The sequence below is a fragment of the Pantoea sp. AS142 genome (assembly GCF_037152305.1).
GTDB lineage: Bacteria > Pseudomonadota > Gammaproteobacteria > Enterobacterales > Enterobacteriaceae > Pantoea.
This window is the reverse complement of record NZ_JBBCMO010000005.1, coordinates 82189-101708: the sequence shown is the minus strand read 5'-3', so window position 1 is coordinate 101708 and position 19520 is coordinate 82189. Positions and strand designations below refer to the sequence as shown.

14 protein-coding genes and 1 pseudogene are annotated in these 19520 nt (G+C 56.6%); 3 read left to right on the top strand and 12 right to left on the bottom strand.

Annotated elements, in window-relative coordinates:
* Positions 1 to 84: 84 nt before the first annotated feature.
* The 5 genes from prfC to WFO64_RS11390 form a co-directional block, all read right to left on the bottom strand.
* Complete coding sequence (prfC, locus tag WFO64_RS11410; RefSeq protein WP_337011738.1) at positions 85 to 1671, bottom strand: peptide chain release factor 3; 1587 nt, start codon at positions 1669 to 1671, stop codon at positions 85 to 87.
* Between the two features lie 293 nt (positions 1672 to 1964).
* Positions 1965 to 3068 carry a M20 peptidase aminoacylase family protein gene (locus WFO64_RS11405; RefSeq protein ID WP_337011736.1) on the bottom strand — a complete coding sequence of 368 codons (1104 nt, stop codon included), beginning with the start codon at positions 3066 to 3068 and terminating at the stop codon, positions 1965 to 1967.
* Between the two features lie 4 nt (positions 3069 to 3072).
* Entirely contained in the window at positions 3073 to 3546 is a 474-nt protein-coding gene (locus WFO64_RS11400; RefSeq protein ID WP_337011734.1) for a YjiG family protein, read from the bottom strand.
* Positions 3536 to 4204: a nucleoside recognition domain-containing protein gene (locus WFO64_RS11395; protein ID WP_337011732.1), complete on the bottom strand. Its 669-nt coding sequence runs from the start codon at positions 4202 to 4204 to the stop codon at positions 3536 to 3538. The genes WFO64_RS11400 and WFO64_RS11395 overlap by 11 nt, the downstream gene beginning before the upstream one ends.
* Positions 4205 to 4429: 225 nt before the next feature.
* The gene (locus WFO64_RS11390; RefSeq protein ID WP_337011730.1) at positions 4430 to 4552 is read right to left on the bottom strand and encodes a hypothetical protein; all 123 of its coding nucleotides are present in this window, start codon (positions 4550 to 4552) and stop codon (positions 4430 to 4432) included.
* Positions 4553 to 4693: 141 nt separating this feature from the next.
* On the opposite strand from WFO64_RS11390, the gene ftnA reads away from it, so the two are divergent.
* A complete protein-coding gene (ftnA, locus tag WFO64_RS11385) occupies positions 4694 to 5200 on the top strand; it encodes a non-heme ferritin (protein ID WP_010248984.1) in 507 nt (168 codons plus the stop codon).
* Between the two features lie 219 nt (positions 5201 to 5419).
* Here the strand turns inward: ftnA and WFO64_RS11380 are convergent, their stop codons facing one another.
* The gene (locus WFO64_RS11380) at positions 5420 to 7783 is read right to left on the bottom strand and encodes a glycoside hydrolase family 31 protein (protein ID WP_337011728.1); all 2364 of its coding nucleotides are present in this window, start codon (positions 7781 to 7783) and stop codon (positions 5420 to 5422) included.
* A gap of 10 nt (positions 7784 to 7793) precedes the next feature.
* Entirely contained in the window at positions 7794 to 9104 is a 1311-nt protein-coding gene (locus WFO64_RS11375; RefSeq protein WP_337011726.1) for an MFS transporter, read from the bottom strand.
* A 223-nt stretch (positions 9105 to 9327) separates the two neighbouring features.
* Here WFO64_RS11375 and WFO64_RS11370 point away from each other — a divergent pair, with 223 nt between their 5' ends.
* Positions 9328 to 10392: a LacI family DNA-binding transcriptional regulator gene (locus WFO64_RS11370; RefSeq protein WP_337011724.1), complete on the top strand. Its 1065-nt coding sequence runs from the start codon at positions 9328 to 9330 to the stop codon at positions 10390 to 10392.
* Between the two features lie 26 nt (positions 10393 to 10418).
* Here WFO64_RS11370 and WFO64_RS11365 read toward each other — a convergent pair whose 3' ends face one another.
* A complete protein-coding gene (locus tag WFO64_RS11365) occupies positions 10419 to 13268 on the bottom strand; it encodes a sensor domain-containing protein (RefSeq protein ID WP_337011722.1) in 2850 nt (949 codons plus the stop codon).
* A gap of 272 nt (positions 13269 to 13540) precedes the next feature.
* On the bottom strand, positions 13541 to 14152 hold the full coding sequence (locus WFO64_RS11360) for a cupin domain-containing protein (RefSeq protein WP_337011720.1): 612 nt from the start codon (positions 14150 to 14152) through the stop codon (positions 13541 to 13543).
* Positions 14153 to 14483: 331 nt separating this feature from the next.
* On the opposite strand from WFO64_RS11360, the gene WFO64_RS11355 reads away from it, so the two are divergent.
* The gene (locus WFO64_RS11355) at positions 14484 to 14966 is read left to right on the top strand and encodes a YlaC family protein (protein ID WP_337011718.1); all 483 of its coding nucleotides are present in this window, start codon (positions 14484 to 14486) and stop codon (positions 14964 to 14966) included.
* On the opposite strand, the gene WFO64_RS11350 is transcribed toward WFO64_RS11355, so the two are convergent.
* The 3 genes and pseudogenes from WFO64_RS11350 to WFO64_RS11340 form a co-directional block, all read right to left on the bottom strand.
* The gene (locus WFO64_RS11350) at positions 14963 to 16366 is read right to left on the bottom strand and encodes an aminotransferase-like domain-containing protein (RefSeq protein WP_337011716.1); all 1404 of its coding nucleotides are present in this window, start codon (positions 16364 to 16366) and stop codon (positions 14963 to 14965) included. The two genes, WFO64_RS11355 and WFO64_RS11350, sit on opposite strands and share 4 nt — an antisense overlap.
* Positions 16367 to 16495: 129 nt before the next feature.
* The gene (locus WFO64_RS11345; protein ID WP_337011714.1) at positions 16496 to 18640 is read right to left on the bottom strand and encodes a bifunctional diguanylate cyclase/phosphodiesterase; all 2145 of its coding nucleotides are present in this window, start codon (positions 18638 to 18640) and stop codon (positions 16496 to 16498) included.
* Positions 18641 to 18817: 177 nt separating this feature from the next.
* Positions 18818 to 19133: pseudogene (locus WFO64_RS11340) on the bottom strand (EAL domain-containing protein); the annotation flags it as partial.
* Positions 19134 to 19520: the final 387 nt, after the last annotated feature.

The following is a 19520-nucleotide window of genomic DNA, read 5'->3' as shown; positions in this document are numbered from 1 at the left end:
CAGAAGAAAAACGGGGTTTTTAGGAGGAGTCTGTAGCAGGGAAAACAGGGCCACTCGCAGCTGGAATGGCCCGGAAACAGGCGATTAGTGCTCGCGCGTTTTACGGAAACGGACGTCGGGATAACGTTCCTGCGTAATAGTAAGATTGACCATGGTCGGCGCGATATAAGTCAAATTATTACCGCCATCCAGTGCCAGGTTAACTTCGTTTTTACGCTGGAAGTCTTCAAACTTTTTCGCATCGTCGCATTCGACCCAGCGCGCCGTTGAGACGTTGATCGCTTCGTAGATTGCTTCGACGTTATATTCGCTTTTCAGACGTGCCACCACCACATCAAACTGCAGTACCCCAACCGCGCCAACGATCAGATCATTGTTATGCACCGGACGGAACACCTGAACCGCACCCTCTTCTGACAGCTGAACCAGCCCTTTCAGCAACTGTTTCTGCTTCAGCGGATCGCGCAGACGGATACGCCGGAACAGTTCGGGTGCGAAGTTCGGAATACCGGTGAACTTCATGTTTTCACCCTGAGTAAAGGTGTCGCCAATCTGAATGGTGCCGTGGTTATGCAGGCCGATGATATCGCCGGGAAACGCTTCTTCAACGTGTGAACGGTCGCCCGCCATAAAGGTCAGGGCGTCGGAGATCACCACATCTTTGCCGGTGCGCACCTGACGCAGCTTCATTCCTTTCTCATATTTACCGGACACCACACGCATAAAGGCCACGCGGTCACGGTGTTTCGGGTCCATGTTGGCCTGGATCTTAAACACGAAGCCGGTGAACTTATCTTCTTTGGCTTCAACCGTACGGGTGTCGGTCTCACGCGGCATTGGACGCGGCGCCCAGGAGACCAGGCCGTCCAGCATATGGTCAACGCCAAAGTTACCCAGTGCGGTGCCAAAGAAGACCGGCGACAGTTCGCCACTCAGGAAAGCTTCCTGCTCAAACTCATGCGATGCACCCTGAACCAGTTCCAGCTCTTCACGCAGCTGTGCCGCCAGATCTTCACCCACAGCGGTGTCGAGATCCGGGTTGTTCAGCCCCTTCACGATGCGCACATCCTGAATGGTGTGGCCTTTACCGGTCTGATAGAGATAGGTCTCATCTTTGTAGAGGTGATAAACCCCTTTGAACAGCTTGCCGCAGCCGATGGGCCAGGTAATAGGTGCGCAGGCCATTTTCAGCTCGCTCTCAACCTCATCCAGCAGCTCCATGGGATCGCGGATGTCACGGTCAAGTTTGTTCATAAAGGTCAGGATCGGCGTATCACGCAGACGGGTCACTTCCATCAGCTTACGGGTACGATCCTCGACGCCTTTGGCGGCATCAATCACCATCAGACAGCAGTCAACGGCAGTCAGGGTGCGGTAGGTATCTTCCGAGAAATCTTCGTGACCGGGTGTATCCAGCAGGTTCACCAGACTTTCGCGATAAGGGAACTGCATCACCGAGGTGGTAATGGAGATACCACGCTGTTTCTCCATCTCCATCCAGTCTGACTTAGCGTGCTGGTTAGAGCCACGGCCTTTTACCGTACCGGCGGTCTGGAGAGCCTGTCCGAACAGCAGCACTTTTTCGGTAATGGTGGTTTTACCGGCATCCGGGTGCGAAATGATCGCGAAGGTGCGGCGACGTGCCACCTCTTCTAAAAAGGGATTAGACATGGAATTCTTCTCAATGGAGCAGCACAACTTACAGGCGCTGCTGATAAATCACGGTGGCCGGCAGAACCTTACCGGCGGGTAAACGGTGCCAAAACGACCTTTCATCGTTGACGAGTCAGCGCGAAGTTACATTGGCGTGAATTCCGGTTACCTGGTCAGCTTTAAGGCGGCATAGCATACAATATTTTGCGCGCGCGGCCTACAGGGAGAGGGGCAGGATTTCAATGGCGGAAAATCGGGGAACGGGGGATGCTGCAACCGGGCGGGACGGATCGGCGCCCGCCCCGCTCCCGTTATCCCAGCACCTTTCTGACGCAGGCTTTGAAAATCTGCACACCAATCTCCAGCGAGCTGAGATCGAAATGCATATCGGGATGATGCAGTCCTGGCGTCAGGTTAGTTCCCAGCCCCCAGAAGCCTGCCTTCACACCCGGACGTTTCACCGGATAGTAGAAAAAGTCCTCGCTACCAGGCGTGGTTCGGGTCGGGAGTGCGCCCTCTTCTCCCAGCACCTCGACGATCGCGGCGCGGATTACCGCCGTCGCCTCATCATCAATTTCGGCGGCGGGCATCTCTTTCAAAACGCGGACCTCGGCAGTGGCACCCAGAGCGGCCACGCTTTGGGTAATGGCGCGCGTGACCTGCTCTTTCAGCAGCGTCATCGGCCCGTTCTCCTGCGAACGCAGATCCCACACCACGCGGGCTTCATCCGGCACCGAGTTGGTCACCCCGGCATCACACAGGAAGCGGGTTGCTTTGACGCTCCAGGTCAGGCCGGGTGAAAGGTGGATGGCATTGACCGCCTGAACTGCCTGCACGGCAGCATCCAGCGCATTGACGCCAAGATGCGGACGTGCCGCATGGGCAGGCTGACCTTTGATGGTCGCTTCCAGCGTGCTGCAGGCCGAATAGAGCACCGCAGGCACCGCCTGGCCGACGACGCACTCTTCCAGGGGACGCAGATGGAACCCCAGAATCATCTCCACATCATCCAGTGCGCCACCTTCAATCATCGATAGCGCGCCCGCGCCCAACTCCTCGGCGGGCTGGAACAGGATCTTCAACCGGCCACGCTTCACCGTGCCCTCCTGCAGCAGAGCCGTCGCCGCCGTCAACACCACGGAAGAGTGACCGTCGTGACCACAGGTGTGACGCGCACACGGCACGCCATCAATGATGTGCCCCAGCGCATCCATATCCGCGCGCAGCGCCAGCACCGGACCCGGCACACCGCTGTCAATCTCCGCGACAATGCCGGTGGTGTTATTGATGTTGCGCGTCACCTTCAGGCCCGCTTTCTCCAACTGGTCAGCGATGTAGGCCGAGGTTTTCACCTCCTGGAAACCCAGCTCCGGAATTTCGTGTAAATAGTGGTAATGCTCTAATACCTCAGACACAGCGTTACTCCTGAATAAACAGACGCATAACAGACATCGCGATCAGCGCGTTGATAATGCTCACCAGCATCAGCAGCGGCCAGTATTTTTTTGGCACATCGGCCACGCCCAGCAGCCGTCCCATATATTGCAGCTGCGACCCCATCAGAAAAATCGCCGGAGCCAGAATAGTGATATCCGCGCCGGTCAGCAGCCCTTTGGTCAGCAGGCTTACTGCCACGCCAGTGCCCGCCGATGATGAGAGCCAGGCGGTGAGCAGCACGGTAATCGCCTCGCCCGGCAGGCCGAACAGCCCCATCACCGGCGCAAAAACATGCCCGAGAAATTGCATAATACCGAGCAGATTGAGCACTTCTGCCAGCACGTAGGCCATCACCACATTCGGCATCAGGTTATGAATGGCGATGTGAAAGCCTTTGCGCGCGCCGGTAACAAACACATCAAATGGATTAGTGCGGGTTGCCATATTATTTTCCATCGGCGAAATCCTTCTTATAAACACTGTTTAGCACCGCGCGCGTTATCGCCGCACCGACAAATTTCATCACGAACATTAATAACAGCGGAATAATAATCGGCAGCGTCATTGAGGCGAACAACGCTGACCCGATGGCAAAGTAATTATTGATCAATCCGGCACCGGAATATTGCCAGGCACTCATCACCACCACCTCTTTTTTATCGATCTGTTTCTGGTCAGCCATCTCTTTTGTTAATGCCGCACCCGCGTCGGTACTTTGCAGGTCGGTGATTAACGCCAGGCCGCAATGGCCCGGTAACCCCATCAGCGGCTTAAGCAAGGGTGTCAGCAACCGGTGCGCCGCGCGAATCGCGCCGTAATGGGTGAAAATTTCCAGCACCCCCAGCGCTAGCATCACCGTGGGCGTCAGTGACAGTGCAAACAGGAAACCCGCTTTGGCACTGAGTCCGCCTGCGCCGAGAAAGGTATTGCTGGCGGGATCTTTCATGGTGCCAAAACTGCCGCCCAGCGTGGTGAAGTCAAAGGCACCCAGCCATTTGAGACCCTCAACGTTATAAAACAGCCCTGAAAAAAACAGGATGGCAACAATTAACGCGGCATAACTCCCTTTGGTCGCGGTCATTTTTACCGGATTTACCACACTCTCATCTGACATGACTTTCTCCTGATAACTGCCTTGCCGCAAATCCCCCTGGCGTAGCAAATTTCAATTTAGGGAACGGAGTTGCAAGCAGGATTTATGCCAGAGCAGTTCAGAGCACGATTATTACTGTCTCGTCTGTCGCGACTGGGCGTTTAATCCGCCCCATCCGTCTGTCGCTCGGCGTAATAACTTTTTCAAGCCGCGAGCTTCTATTTTCGGGACGTCATCAGATGGCGGCTATTTCGCCTGCTTCAGCAACAGTTGCACCAGCAGGACAACACCCGCCCGCACTATCGTGGTGCTGATCCTCCTGACGTTGTTGTCTGACAAAGGGGGATGCAGAATGAGAATTGGTCGCATTCAATTTCCGAAATAATTATAGTTAAATCAATTAGATAAATTGGCTTATTTTGTCGAAAAGGCTTCACTTTACTAACATGTTTGATGCATAATTCACCGCCTATACCTCTATTTTTAACATCTTATTAAAAGGACTCGGCCATGCTGACTGCTGAAATGACTGGGCGTTTAAACGACCAGCTGAACCTGGAATTTTTCTCTGCCAATCTTTATCTGCAAATGAGCGCCTGGTGCAGCGACAAAGGCTTTGAGGGTGCCGCTTCCTTCCTGAAGATGCATTCACGCGAAGAGATGCAGCACATGCAGCGTTTGTTTGACTACCTGAGCGATACCGGCGGCATGCCGGTGCTGGGTACCATCGCTGCGCCGCCAGTCTCTTTCACTTCACTGAATGAAATCCTGCAACAGGCGCTGGAGCATGAGCAACTGATCACCAGCAAAATCAACGAACTGGCCCATGCCGCCATGACCTCACAGGATTACTCTACTTTCAACTTCCTGCAGTGGTATGTTGCCGAGCAGCACGAAGAAGAGAAGCTGTTCAAAACCGTGCTGGATAAACTGGCGCTGGTCAGCAACAGCGGCAACGGTCTGTTCCTGGTCGATAAAGATCTGGGCCGCATGAGCACCGAGAACCACGCAGAATAATATCTGTTGGGGCCGCTCCAAAGCACTGACAAATCCTAATCAGATATCAGGCAGCAACGATGGGGCATAGGTAGCAGGGAATACGGTCAGAGGAGGAAAGCGTCCCGCGCCATGAATGGCGCGGGACGAACAGGTCATGGATGACGGCCTTTGCGTCTTTCCGATCTGACCGTATTTCCTGCGCATGCACGATCTCATAGCAATGCAGATCCGGTTTTGCTATTCCAGCCGGTAACGCGCGGCTTTCTCGCCATTCACCCACAGTTCCCGGCTTTCACCCGCAGGCAGTAACAGCGCGATCTCCCGCCAGGCGGGCTGATAATCTCCACGTTTTTCCACCGTCAGGTCGATACGCGTTGTACCGCTACAGAGCGTCCAGCTGAGCCACAGTGCATTGCCCTGTTGCCAGCCGTGGCTCTCGCCATCGTCATCAAACATTTCGCCTTGTGTCTTCATGCCTTCGGGGGCAGGCCATAGCTGCCATTGCCGCACCGTATCGCGCCGCGCATCGGTGGTGCTTTCGCACTCGCCCAGCGGAATCACCGCACCGGCCCGCACCAGCAGCGGCAGCCGATCCAGTGGCGCATCCAGCGTGATGGTCTCGCCGCCCGCAAACACTTTGCCGCTGTGCCAGTCATACCAGCCGCCGCGGTTACGTGGCAAATAGACCTGACGGCTGCGCGCGCCCTGCTCCACGACGCTGGCGACCAGCAGATCGCGTCCCAGCATAAAATCATCACACTCCTGATACGTTAACGGATCCTGTTCATGATCGAGGAAGGTCGGGCGCAGCATCGGCTCATCTTCTGCACTGGCCTGCCACGCCAGGTTATAGAGGTAAGGCATCAGACGATAACGCAGCCGGATCGCCTCGCGGATCATCGGCGTGACCTCCGGGTACATCCACGGCTCGTTCACGGTGTGGTCATCATTCCACGAATGGATGGTAAAACGCGGATGCATCACCCCATTCTGAACCCAGCGCACAAACAGCTCGGCATCCGGCTTGTCGCCCGAGAAGCCGCCGACATCGTGTCCGACATTAAACAGCCCGGAAAGGCTCATTCCCAGCCCCATTCGGATGTTGTAACGCAGGGTTTGCCAGCAGGTGCGGTTATCGCCGCTCCAGGTCTGCACATAGCGCTGCATCCCGGCACAGCCAGAACGCGAGATGAGATAGGGACGCTTGTGCGGCGCAAACTGCTGTTGTGCTTCCATCGAGGCGCGCATCATCAGCAGCGGCATCACCGGTCGGATATGCTTGATGGCGATCGGCTGACCAAAACCGTGACAGCGCGCTTCGCCATCCCACACCTCATATTCGTTGTTATCGTTCCAGGTGGAATCGATGCCCTTTTCCAGTAGCTGCTGGGTGATATTCTCCTGCCACCAGCGCACCGCCTGCGGATGGGTGAAATCGAGGTGCGATCCCTCATCATCCCAGAAAACCGAACGCTCCGGACGATCGTACTCAGAGTCACGAATAAACAGCCCCTGCGCCGCCACTTCCTGATAGCGCGGATGATCCTGCAGCAGGCAGGGCTTGATGTTGGCCGCCAGCTTCATTCCGGCGCGGTGAAATGCGTCGCTCAACGCATTGGGCGTCGGGACTTTGTCGTAGTTCCAGTTGAAGACATAGCGCTTGTTGTTGATCGAGGTGTAGCCGGAAGAGAGCTGGAACGAGTCGCAGGGAATTTCATGCTCACGACACAGACGGATAAAGGATTGCAGCTGCTGCTGCGCGTCGGGGGCGTCGGTGTAGTGCATGGTGGACCCGCTGTAGCCCAGGCTCCATTTCGGCTGAAACAGGGTGCGCCCGGTCAGGCGGACAAACGCTTTGGTGACGTCGAGCAGCGTCGGCCCCAGCATCATGTAGTAGTCGAGATCGCCCGCCTCTGCGTGGTAACGGCGATAAGGGAGATGGTAGTTATCCAGCTCATTACCCAGATCAAGCCAGCTGCTGCTCAGGTTGTCATAAAACAGGCCGAAGCTGACGCCATCGCGCTGCGTCAGGGTAAATGGAATATGTTTGTAGAGGGGATCGGTGCTGGCGGCGTTATAGCCCATGGCATCGAGATTCCGCATCTCGAAACGCCGGTTAACGCGATTTAGATCGCCGCTTTTTTCGCCCAGGCCATAAACCCGATCCTGCGGCTGGCGACGCTGATAGTGCTCGACGCCGTCGCCGTGGGCATTGAGCAGATAGGCACCGGTGTGACGATCGGCGGTCAGCGGCTGCCAGCTCTCACCATCAAACTGTTCCCAGCTCAGGCAGAGCGGCTGATGCACCGTGACCCGCAGCTGCTGCGTGCTGATGCGCAGCTGCTGCGCATCGTGCTCTAGCTGAAATGCTGGCAGCGTGAAGCCGTCCAGCGCCTCGCGGTCACGTCCCTGCCAGGGCACATCACTGGCAGGCGCAATGCTCCAGGTACGATTCAGCGCCAGCTCACCGTCGCGCTTCAGCAGCACGCGCATCAGCTTTTCTTCCAGCACGTAAAGTCTCAGGAAATGTCGATCTTCGACCTTGAGTTCAACAAAGTGATCGGCCTGCTGATGCAGCGTCCAGTTCTTCAGGGTTTTCATCGCGATATCCTTATGGGTTGGCAGGCCGCTGGCGGCGTTCGGCGATCAGCATCACCAGGAAAACGGCACCAATCAGGTCAAAGAAGCCCATCGCCACAAACAGCGGATTGAAGCCGATGGTATCGGCGGTGACGCCGATAATCAGCGAGAAGATAAAGCTGGCGATCCAGGCGCAGGAGCCACGCATGCCATTGACCGTGGCCATCTGGCGGCGATCAAAACGCTCTACCACCAGCGCGCTCAGCATGCAGGAGATCACCTGATGACCAAAGCCACCGATGGAAATCAGGGCGATTGCCAGCCAGGGATCTTTCACCAGGGTCATCAGTGCCAGCGAGACCATCAGCAGTGCACCGGTTACCGAACTGGCAACAATCGAGTTCACGCGGGTGAACCCGAACCCGCGCACATAGATTTTGGTCAGATAGCCGCTGGCGACGCTGCCAAGATCGGCGGCCAGAAACGGCAGCCAGGCGAACATCACAATCTGCTTGAGATCCATGCCGCGCTCATTGGCGAGATAGAGCGGCACCCAGAAACTCAGTACCGCCCAGGCGGGTTCGGCCAGAAAGGCCGGGATGGCGATGCCATAGAATTTCTTCTCCTTACCAATTACTTTCAGCGCGGTGAAGAACGGCAGCTTTTCACCGATCGCTTCGTTGTCCTGATTAATAAAGGCGCGCTCTTCAGTTGAGAGACGAGGATGGCTGTCCGGCGAGTGATAGCCCCACCACCAGAGTGCCACCCACAGCAGTCCCAGCCCGCCGGTCAGTAGGAATGCGCCCTGCCAGCCAAAGGTAATGTGCGCGATATAAATAATTGGTGGCGCCAGCATCGCACCAATCGAAAAGCCGACGCCCGCCCAGCCCGCGGCGACCGGGCGCTCCTTTTTCGGAAACCAGTCACCGATCGCTTTGGCGTTAGCGGGCGTAGCCGCCGCTTCCGACGCGCCCATGACAAAACGCAGCAGCGCCAGATGCAGCCAGCTTCCCGCACCAGCGTGCAACAGACAGGTCACCGACCAGATCAGCGCGCAGATCAGGAAGCCCATCTTCAGTCCGATCACATCGATCAGCCAGCCGCAAATCGGCTGAAACAGGGTATAGGCCAGCTGAAATGCCGCCACTACCCAGGAGTACTGTTCGGTACTCATGTTCAGGCTGTTTTTCAGTTCCGGTGCCAGAATGCCGAGCGAATTGCGGGTGAGGTAGTTAACGGTCACACCCAGCAGGAACATTCCCAGCATCCACCAGCGTAAATTTTTAATCACGCGCACCGTGCGTGAAGCACTGATGGGTTTCGTCGTTGATTCGAGGCTCATTGTGCCACTCCTGATTGCCATTAATGACGCACACCGCCTGCTGGCGTACCGCGTGTTCTGTTAGCGAACTTAGAAAAGTGCGAAACGTGGGGACAGCCACTTTTTTGCAACGCTTTTCATGGCAGGCTTAATCGCGGCATAAATTGGCACTGAAACGCTTATCTGACGCGATTCAGCAAGCTATGAAAAATTTTTCATCGGCAGATTTGAAGGCGATCACAGAATGAAACAAAGGCTGAAAATAGGCGAGATTGCGGCGCTGAGCGGGGTCTCTATCAGCACGGTATCGCGGGTGCTGGCGGGGAAAGCCAATACCCGACCTGCTACCCGTGACAAAGTGCTGGCCGTGGCACAACAGCAGGGCGTGCTGAACAACCTGCACAGCGGTCGCCTGCTGCTGAATAATCTGATGGTCTTTGCGCCGCCTCGTGCCTTTGATGTGCGCAGTGACATCTTCTACTACAAGGTGATTCAGGGGATTAGCCAGGCGGTGGAGCCGCATGAAGTGCGGCTGCGCTATTGCCCGCTGGAAGAAGTAGAAAGTGACGCCGCGCTGTTTATCGATAAGATGCAGCAGACCGAAGCGGCGCTGCTGATCGGCATTGATGATGAGCATATTCATCAGCTGGCGGCGGAGATGAACAAGCCCTGCGTGCTGATTAACGCCCGCGATCGCCGCATGCGCCTGCCTTCAGTCTCGCCGCATCATCAACTGATTGGCGAATTCTCAGCGCGTTATCTGTTTGGGCAGGGGCACCGGCAGATCCTGTCGCTGCACTGCCTGCGCCGCTACACCATGGAACAGCGGTTACAGGGCGTGCGCGATGCCTGGCAGGCGATGAACCTGCGCTTTGACAGTCGCCAGCATCTGCTGACCCTCAACAGCTTCAGCAGCAATGAAGCCGCGGAGCGGCTCAGTGAATACCTGCGCCACTGCCCCCAGGCGCTGCGCCCGACCGCGATTCTCGCCAGCGGTGATTACATTGCAGCAGGCGCCGTCACTGCGCTGGAGCAGGCCGGCCTGCGGGTGCCGCAGGATATTTCGGTGATGAGCATGGATGGTTTTAACCTGGCCGCTATCCATGATATTCCGCTGACCTCGGTGCAGGTGCCGCGTGATGAACTGGGCGCAGCGGCAGTAAGAATGCTGCAAGAGATGCGACTGAATCCCGGCACACCCACCGGCAGCCTGCTGATGAATGGCAGGCTGGTGGTGCGCGAGTCGGTGCGCCGCATCCGCGATAACCTCAGCCATGCGCCGGTCCAGCAGCATGGCCTCTATGATTAACCCAGCATTGATTAACTCAGCATCGATTAACCCAGTGTTTTCAGCCGCAGTTCCGACGGCTGAGGCCGACCGAACAGGAAGCCCTGGAACAGCGTACAGCCCTCATCGCGCAGCTGAGCGAATTGCTCATCGCTCTCCACACCTTCGGCGGTAATCTGAATATCCAGGCTGCGGCTCATGCCGGTGATGGCGCGGATAATCGCCAGCGCCTCGCGACTGTCGCCCATATCGTTGATAAAGGATTTGTCGATTTTGATTTTGTCGAACGGGAAAGATCGCAGATAGCTCAGCGACGAATAGCCGGTGCCAAAATCATCCAGCGCAATCTGCACGCCCAGCGCCTTGAGGTTTTGCAGGGTACGGATATTCCCCAGCGAATCATCCAGCAGCACCGATTCGGTGATCTCCACCTCCAGTCGCGCCGGATCCAGACCCGACGCCTTCAGCGCGCCTTCAACCACCGGCACCAGCGAGCTGTTTTTAAACTGCAGCGGTGAGAGGTTGACCGACACCGATTGCTCCCCCTCCCAGCTCGCCGCTTCACGGCAGGCTTCATAGAGTGCAAACGCCCCCAGCATATGAATCAGGCCGGTTTCTTCCGCAATCGGGATGAAGTCGTTGGGCATGATCAATCCCCGGATCGGATGATGCCAGCGCATCAGTGCCTCGTAGCCAATAATCGTGCGGTGATCGCCGTTGGTGATGGGCTGATAGTAGAGCCGCAGGTGCCCGCCACTGATCGCATCGCGCAGATCGTTTTCAATCAGGCGTCGGCTGCGCGCCACATCGTCCATCTCCAGCGTGAAGTGCTCATAACGATTGCGACCGTTGCGTTTAGCTTCATACAACGCCATGTCAGCACAGCGCAGCAGCTGCTCCGGTGTATTGATGATGGTGGTGCTGAGCGCAATGCCTACGCTCAGCCCGACCGACAGATTATGGCCTTCAATGTTAACCGGTGGACGAATTGCCTCGATCAGGCGCTGCGCCACAATGCTCACCTCTTCATTACTGGTTACTGAGGGCAGCACGATGGCGAACTCATCCCCGCCAATACGCGCCAGCGTATCCTGATCACGCAGCACGTTACGCAGACGCTTAGCCACGCTGCGCAGCAACTCATCGCCAATCTGGTGGCCCAGCGCATCGTTCACATTTTTAAAGTTATCAAGATCAAGGCAGAGCGCGGCGGTCTGGCGCGGTGTCTGAGCCGCGGTGCGCAAAGCCTCACTCAGACGCTGGCGGAACAGCATGCGGTTCGGCAGGCTGGTGAGATTGTCGTGGTGCGCCATATGGTGAATACGGGCGTCGGCCGCGCGCTGGTCGGTGACATCTTCCACCAGCAGCATCAGGTAGTTGCGGCGTGCATCCTGGCCATTAATTGCGGTGGCGCGGGTATGCAGAATGCGTTCGCCGCTGGCGGTCATTAGCAACTGCTCACGCGCATGTATGCCTTCACTGCGCAGCGCAACATCCGCCAGATTATTGAAGTAGTCGCTGAGTTCAGGCGACATGCACTCGTGCGGGCGCTTGTTCATGATCAGTGATTTCGACAGGCCGAACAGTTGTTGGGTACGGTCGTTAACCAGCAGGATCTCGCGGGTGATGGCATCTTCAACAATCACGCAGGAGGGAATGTTGGCAATGATGTTATCCAGGAATTTAGACAGCGCGGTTTTCTGGATGCTCTGAGCTTCAGCCAGATCACGGGCGCGCAGCACCTGCTGCTCCTGCTCACGGCGCTCCGTGCGGTCACGGGTGATCTTGGCGAAGCCGACCAGCTTACCACTATCATCGTGGATCGCGTCGATCACCACATGCGCCCAGAAAGCACTGCCATCTTTGCGGTAGCGCCACCCCTCATCTTCAAAGCGGCCGGTTTTCAGCGCGATACCGAGGTTAGCTTCCGGCGTCCTGTTCAGCCGATCCTGGGCACTGTAAAACAGCGAGAAGTGCTGACCTACCACTTCGTCCGCTTTGTATCCTTTGGCGCGCTGGGCACCGGCGTTCCAGTTCACCACCACGCCGTCGACATCGAGCATATAGATGGCGTAATCGGTGACGCCTTCGACCAGCAGACGGAAACGCTGTTCCTGCTGCCGCTGCTGGCTACGGACGCGCTGCTGTTCGGTGCAGTCGCGAGTAATTTTGGCGTAACCCAGCAGCTTGCCCTGATCGTCGCGGAGCGTGTCGATCACCACATGCGCCCAGAAGGCACTGCCATCTTTGCGGTAGCGCCAGCCCTCATCTTCAAAACGGCCGGTGCGGTAAGCAGTTTGCAGGTTCTGACTGGGAACATGATTGAGTCGATCCTGCGCGCTGTAGAAGCGGGAAAAATGCTGGCCGACAATCTCTTCTGCCACATAGCCTTTGGCGCGTTGTGCGCCAGCATTCCAGTTCACCACATTACCGTCATGATCGAGCATATAGATGGCGTAATCAGTGACGCCCTCTACCAGCAGACGGAAGCGCATCTCCTGTTCCCGCTCTTTGCGCTGCTGCTCCTGCTGCCGGGTACAGTCGCGGCAGACAACAGCGAATCCCACCAACTGAGACGCTTCATCGCGGATCGGATAGATCACCACGTATGCCCAGAAGGTGCTGCCATCTTTACGACAGCGCCAGCCTTCGATTTCGTAACGCCCGACGGTGGCCGCACTATCGAGTTCGCGCTGCAGCTGACCGCGACGACGATCCTCTTCGTTGTAAAACAGGGTGGCGTGCTGACCAATAATTTCGTCTGGCCTGTAACCAAGGACATGCAGACCCCCGCCGTTCCAGCTGGCGACGGTTCCGTCCGGTTTAAGCAGGGTGATCGCGTAATCGATCACGCTTTGTACCAGCATGCGATACATGACATCAGAGTTATTATCCATTGTTATTTGCCTGCTGCTCGGTAGCCGGGTAATGGCTTAGAAATATTCTTAAACGCGAGCCGGGACTAAAGCGGAAAAGGTCTGCAAAGACAAGCGTAGTAAGAAGAATAACTCATCTTAACAGGGGATATATCGGCAGCGGCGGGCAAAGGTTCAATGGTGTGACAATCAGAATATGCGAGTAGGCGTGACCGTTAAAAGTGATTTCAGAAGCGGTCAGGAGAAGCGCGAGGCATGCCCGCGCTTAATCATTTAGCGACTGGTCCGGGTGTTTACACATCCATCTGTTGCTGTAATTGCATAGCGGCGATGGGTTGCCAGATCTCTGTTAATGCCCCCTCTTTGCCGGTAAAGGGATCCTGCGGTGGCAACGGCACTTTTTTCACCTGCGCCTGCGCCATTTTAAGCTGAGCCGGCTCATCGCGCAGCGTCTCCGGCGACATGCCGTGCGGATAAGCGCCGATCACCATAAAATCTTCACTGGCGCTGACCTGCCGATGACCGACGCCCGCCGGAATCAGTACCGCATCGCCTGCGTGCAACGTGACCATCCGGCCACTGTCGCCGCCGAACAGCACTTCCGCCCAGCCTTCAGCGACGCCCAGCAGTTCATGGGTGTTGGGATGATAGTGGGTATAAGGAAAAATCGGATAGCGCCAGGCGGGCGGCCAGCCATTTTCATCGAAGGTTTTCTCAAACCACGCAGCGATCTCCTCCTCTTCCGGCACCACACGCGGCCAGATAATCAGAGGTAACGGGTTATTGGGCACGCCGCCCGATGGGGTGGCGAACATCAGATGTTGAGGATTATCAGAGGCCCCGGCCGAGAAGGTCACTGCGGCAAAAGACATCATTAATAACAGACTGGAGGATGAGGCTGGCATACAGGTTCTCCGGTTTTTTTTTAAGTGTGGCAAACCTCCGGCACAATGCAATGTGCGCCAGACGACACAATTGATATAATTGACTGATATCGCTGACTAAAGCCAAATGTGTCGTTAACAATAGGGTGAGCTTGTGGCTGTACGGCGGCGGGTAGCGGTTCTTACTGCAGCAAAGTGTTGCAAAATGTCAGGCGGCCAGAGACCCGGGTGCGGCAGCCCGATTCACCGGCAGGCGTTTTATAAACTGTTATACAAAAACCACACAGATCTGTTTCTGATATGCTTGACTGTTATCTGTTGTAATAGCTAACAGATGACAATGAGGTAACAAATGGACGCTATTAAACAAATCCTGATTGACGAGATCGCCACGCTTAACCGCGAAGAACGTCGCGACAATTTGCCGCGCTTTAGCCTCTCGTTTCTGAAGAACCACCCCGGCCTCTGGGCAGTCATGTACCTCTGCTATGGCCTGTGTGTGGCGCTGATTTTCACCACCGAGATGCTTGGCTGGCCCGCCTTCTGGTTTGCCACCGTGTTTGTGCTGGTGATGAGTGTGTTGATGCTGCTGGATATCAACCCGAAATATCGCTTTGAAGATATCGATGCGCTCGATCTGCGCGTCTGCTACAACGGCGAGTGGTATTACGTTCAGCCGGTACGTGAACAGGCGATCTCACGCATTCTGTCGCTGCCTGAAACACCTGAACGGGTGAAAAGCGGAATCCAGCGCCTGCTGACGCAAAAAGGGGAAGTGGACTTCTATGATGTCTACTACCTGACCTGGGGCCACAAGGAAGCGGCACACGTCTAATCCGCCTGCCGTTCCGCCATCAACTGACCCAGCGTTTCTATCGCCGCCTCGGCCCGACTATCCCATGGCCAGGCGGTATTCAACCTGAAGCAGTGACTGAACTGCTCACCTGCCGAAAACAACTGCCCCGGTGCAATACTGATCCCCTGAGCCAACGCCTGTTGATAAAGTCGGGTGGTATCGATGCTGTCCGGCAACGTCACCCAAAGAAAATAGCCACCACGCGCTTCGCTGACCGTGGCCTGTGGCGGCAGCACCTTCAGCAATGCCTGGCGTACCAGCTGCTGGCGCTTCGCCAGAATCTGTCGCAGCCGCTTCAGGTGCGTATCGTAACGCCGTGTGGCGAGAAAATCGGCCAGTGCCAGCTGCATCGGCGCGCTGGTGGAGAGCGTGCTCATCAACTGCAGGCGTTGAATACGCTGCGCATGTTGTCCCGCCGCGACCCAGCCGACGCGAAAGCCCGCTACCAGCGACTTTGAAAACGAGCCACAGTGCAGCACATTCCCCTGGCGATCCCAGGCTTTCGCAGGCAGCGGAGGCGCATCACCCGCCCAAAGTTCGGCATAGACATCATCTTCAATCATCGGCACCTGATAACGCGCCAGGAGGGCTATCAACTGCTGTTTGCGTTCCGGGGTTAAGGTTACGCTCAGTGGATTCTGCAGGGTGGTCATCAGCCAGCAGGCTTTCACCGGCCAGCGCTGCAGTGCCTCCTCCAGTTGGGCGAGATCGATGCCATCCCTGGCATCGACCGGGATCGCCAGCGCCTTGAGCTTGAGCCGCTCTATCGCCTGCAGGGCGCCATAAAACCCCGGATGTTCAATCACCACATAATCGCCCGGCTCGGTCAGGGATTGCAGACTGAGGTTCAGCGCCTCCAGCGCTCCGCTGGTGATGACAATCTCATCCGGCGACAGGGTGATGCCCTGACGCGCATAGCGCTGCGCCAGTAGCTGTCGCAGCGTGGCGTTGCCGGGCGGCAGATTGTGCAGCGCATCGGTTGGGGTCAGATGATGGGAGACGTTAGCCAGCGAGCGCATCAGCTGGCGCTGCGGGAACAGTGCGGGATCGGGAAAAGCGGAGCCAAACGGCACGATGGCGGGATCGCGCGTAGCCTGTAACACATCAAACACAAAGTCGTTGATATCGACCTGCTCACTGATCGCCACGCTCAGCGGTGCGGGTGCTAAAGCACGCGGTGCCACATAGTAACCCGACTGCGGACGGGAGACGATCCAGCCCTGACTCTCCAGTAATTCATAGGCATGCAGCACCGTCATCAGGCTGACACCCTGCTGCGCCACCTGCTGACGCAACGAAGGCAAACGCGTGCCCGGCAGCCAGATCCCGGCCTCTATTTGCTGCTGAATCTCATCCATCAATCGCTGGTATTTCGCCACGGGTCGCCTCTCCTTGTTTAACCGCAAGTCGTTTAACCGCGAGACTTTATCACGCACAGCGGCCAATGACAGGCGGTGCGAATCGCTTATCTTAGATGATCGCGCTGATTCTGCCCTGCTTCAGGTGCATCAGATCACAGCCACCTGCGGCATCAGCGGTTGATTGGCTTCAGCAATCAGGCTCCTATCTGTCACCGCCTCTTCACTTTCCGCCACCACAAAGTTAGCCAGTTCCGGCACCTGCTCCGGGGGGACCGGCTTGCCCAGCAGGTAGCCCTGCAGCGTATTGCAGCCCAGAGTGGTCAGGAAGGCCTGTTGTTCAGGGGTTTCAACACCCTCGGCCACCACTTTCAGTTGCAGTGACTGTGCCAGCGCCACAATCGCCGAGACGATGGTGGCATCTTCTTTCTGATGCTGCAGTTCACTAACAAAGGCCCGATCGATCTTAAGCTCGCTGGCCGGTAGCCGTTTCAGATAGAGCAGGCTGGAGTAGCCGGTGCCGAAGTCATCAATCGAGGCTCTCACCCCAAGCTGGGTCAACTCGGTGAGAATACGCACGCTCTCGTCGGGATCGCGCATCGCGGTAGTCTCGGTCACTTCCAGCGTCAGCAGTTCGGCCGGAATCTGATGTGTTGCCAGCGCATCCATTACCGTCTCTACCAGATTCGATTGCTCAAACTGCAATGCCGACAGGTTCACCGCCACCGACCAGTCCGGATGGCCCTGCAGATGCCACTGGCGCAGTTGGCGACAGGCTTCATGGATTACCCAGCTACCAATGCTAACAACCATTCCGGTCTTTTCCGCCATCGGCAGGAATTTATCGGGCGACAGCATGCCGTGCTGCGGATGCTGCCAGCGAAGTAGCGCTTCAAAACCGAGAAGCGGGCCGCACGGCGCACAATATTTTGGCTGATAGAACAGGCGCAGCTCATCATTATCCAGCGCCTGCCAGAGATCGTTGTTCAGCTGAAGCTGGCTCTGCGCCTGAATGTTCATTGAGGGCTGAAAGAAGGTGTAGCCGTTGCGGCCATTATTTTTGGTGTGATACATCGCCGCATCAGCGTTGAACATCAGTTCGCGCTCATCCACGCCATCGCCAGGATAGACCGCGATACCGAGACTCAGCGATACCACCAGTTCATAGCGTGAGATATCAAACGGACGGTCCACTGCTTTGACCAGTTTATCGGCAATGGCCGCCGCATCATTGGGATCGTCGATCTCCACCAGCAGCACGAACTCATCACCGCCGAGACGCGCCAGCGTGTAGTAGCCGGTCATCTGCTGACTCATCCGCTCGGTCACGCCCACCAGCAGACGGTCGCCAATGTGGTGCCCGAACGCATCGTTAATCGCTTTAAACCCATCGAGATCCATGAACATCAGGGCAAACTGCATCTGCTCACGGTTCGCCTTGTTGATCGCCTGCTCCAGCCGATCTTCCAGCAGAATACGGTTCGGCAGCCGCGTCAGGTTGTCGTGCAGTGCCAGCTGAGCCAGCTCATGATTGGCGTCAGCCAGCGAACTGGCAAGAATCGAGGTGCGCGTCTGCATCCGCGCATCCAGCGTCGACACCAGCAGGGTAATGCCCAGGATTGAGATGGTGACCACCGTGACCAGAATCGCCAGCCAGTTGCTGTTAACGCCCTGCCCGACCGGATGACTGTGGGCAGGAAACTCTGCCGCCATCATGCCGGTGTAATGCATGCCCGCAATAGCGCATCCCATCACCACGGATGCGCCAATGCGCAGTAAGGTGACCCGGCCGGTCTGCCCCTCACGCAGGTTGAACGCCAGCCACAGCGCCGCACCCGAGGAGGCCAGGGCGATCGCCACCGACAGTGCCACCCAGCCCCATTTCCAGACGATGCCGGGAGAGAACATCAGGGCCGCCATGCCGGTGTAGTGCATCGCTACCACGCCGCTGCCGAGGATCAGCGCGCCGCCCGTCAGTCGCGGTAAAGGCAGATCGCCATTGCAGACCAGCCACAGCGCAAATATTGAGGCACAGACCGCGATGGCCGCGGAGAGGGCGGTTAGCCCGGCGTTGTAGCTCATAACCATCTCCATGTTCATCGACAGCATGCCGATAAAGTGCATCGCCCAGATGCCAATACCCATGGAAAAACCGCCGCCGACCAGCCAGACCAGCGCGACTTTGCTGGTTGAATGCACCACCCTTCCCGCCATATCTAAGGCGGTAAACGAAGCCAGCATGGCGACAAGAACTGAAACGATGACGATAAAAGAGTCGTATGAGGTCACTAACATAGTGCATTCCCGCGAAAGCCGAGCTTGTGGTTGGGCAGAGGGTTTTAAAAGTATTCTCTTGGTTATCGGCACGGTCCGGCGGTTACTGAGCCGCGAACCGTGCATCCTTTCACTCATTCTGAGTGCTGAAATCTATCGTCCGTGTCAACCGGATACTGACGCCACCGGCTGTCGCAGTCAGGGAAAACTCAACGCTTCAACCCGGTCCGCTGGCGTCGTCTTGCCCAGCAGATAACCCTGCAACGCATCAAAGCCTAAGCTGGTGCGCAAATCCTGCTGCTCTTCAGTCTCACCCCCTTCCGCTGCCCTGCACAGATTGAGGCTCTGCGCCAGCGTCACTATGGCGCTGACCCTCGTGGCATCTTCACTGCCAGATCGCAGGCAGTCGATAAAGCTGCGATCGATTATGTGTTCACTGGCAGCCAGATCGTTGAGCTGCAAGCAGGTTGGCATAGCCAATGCCGAAATTATCAATAGCGATGCTGACACCCGCGGAGAAACGGGTGCGGCTTAAAGTCATAAAAGTGAGATTAAAAACACCCTGGGGGTGAAAGTGATTAAATTCCGGTATTTCGTGGCCCCGAAGACCGGGCAAAACACGCCAATAAACGCAGGATATTTACAACCTGCCTCTTATTACCCGTCCGCGAAGGCACCCGGTAAATCGTTATTATGTCTGATTGGTACATGAACATATCACCGAAACTGAAAGCATGCCAGATGGCGAAAAAACAAAGGGTTTTGTTTTGCCGTCTCGCTTTTATGCCTTGTTATTACTGGGTTATCGGCCACAGAGACCGTTTGATTAATACAAAATAAATGGCAGGGCTTCGCGTAACGCTTTAACTGTTCTATAGTAAGTAAAACTGATATAAATCAT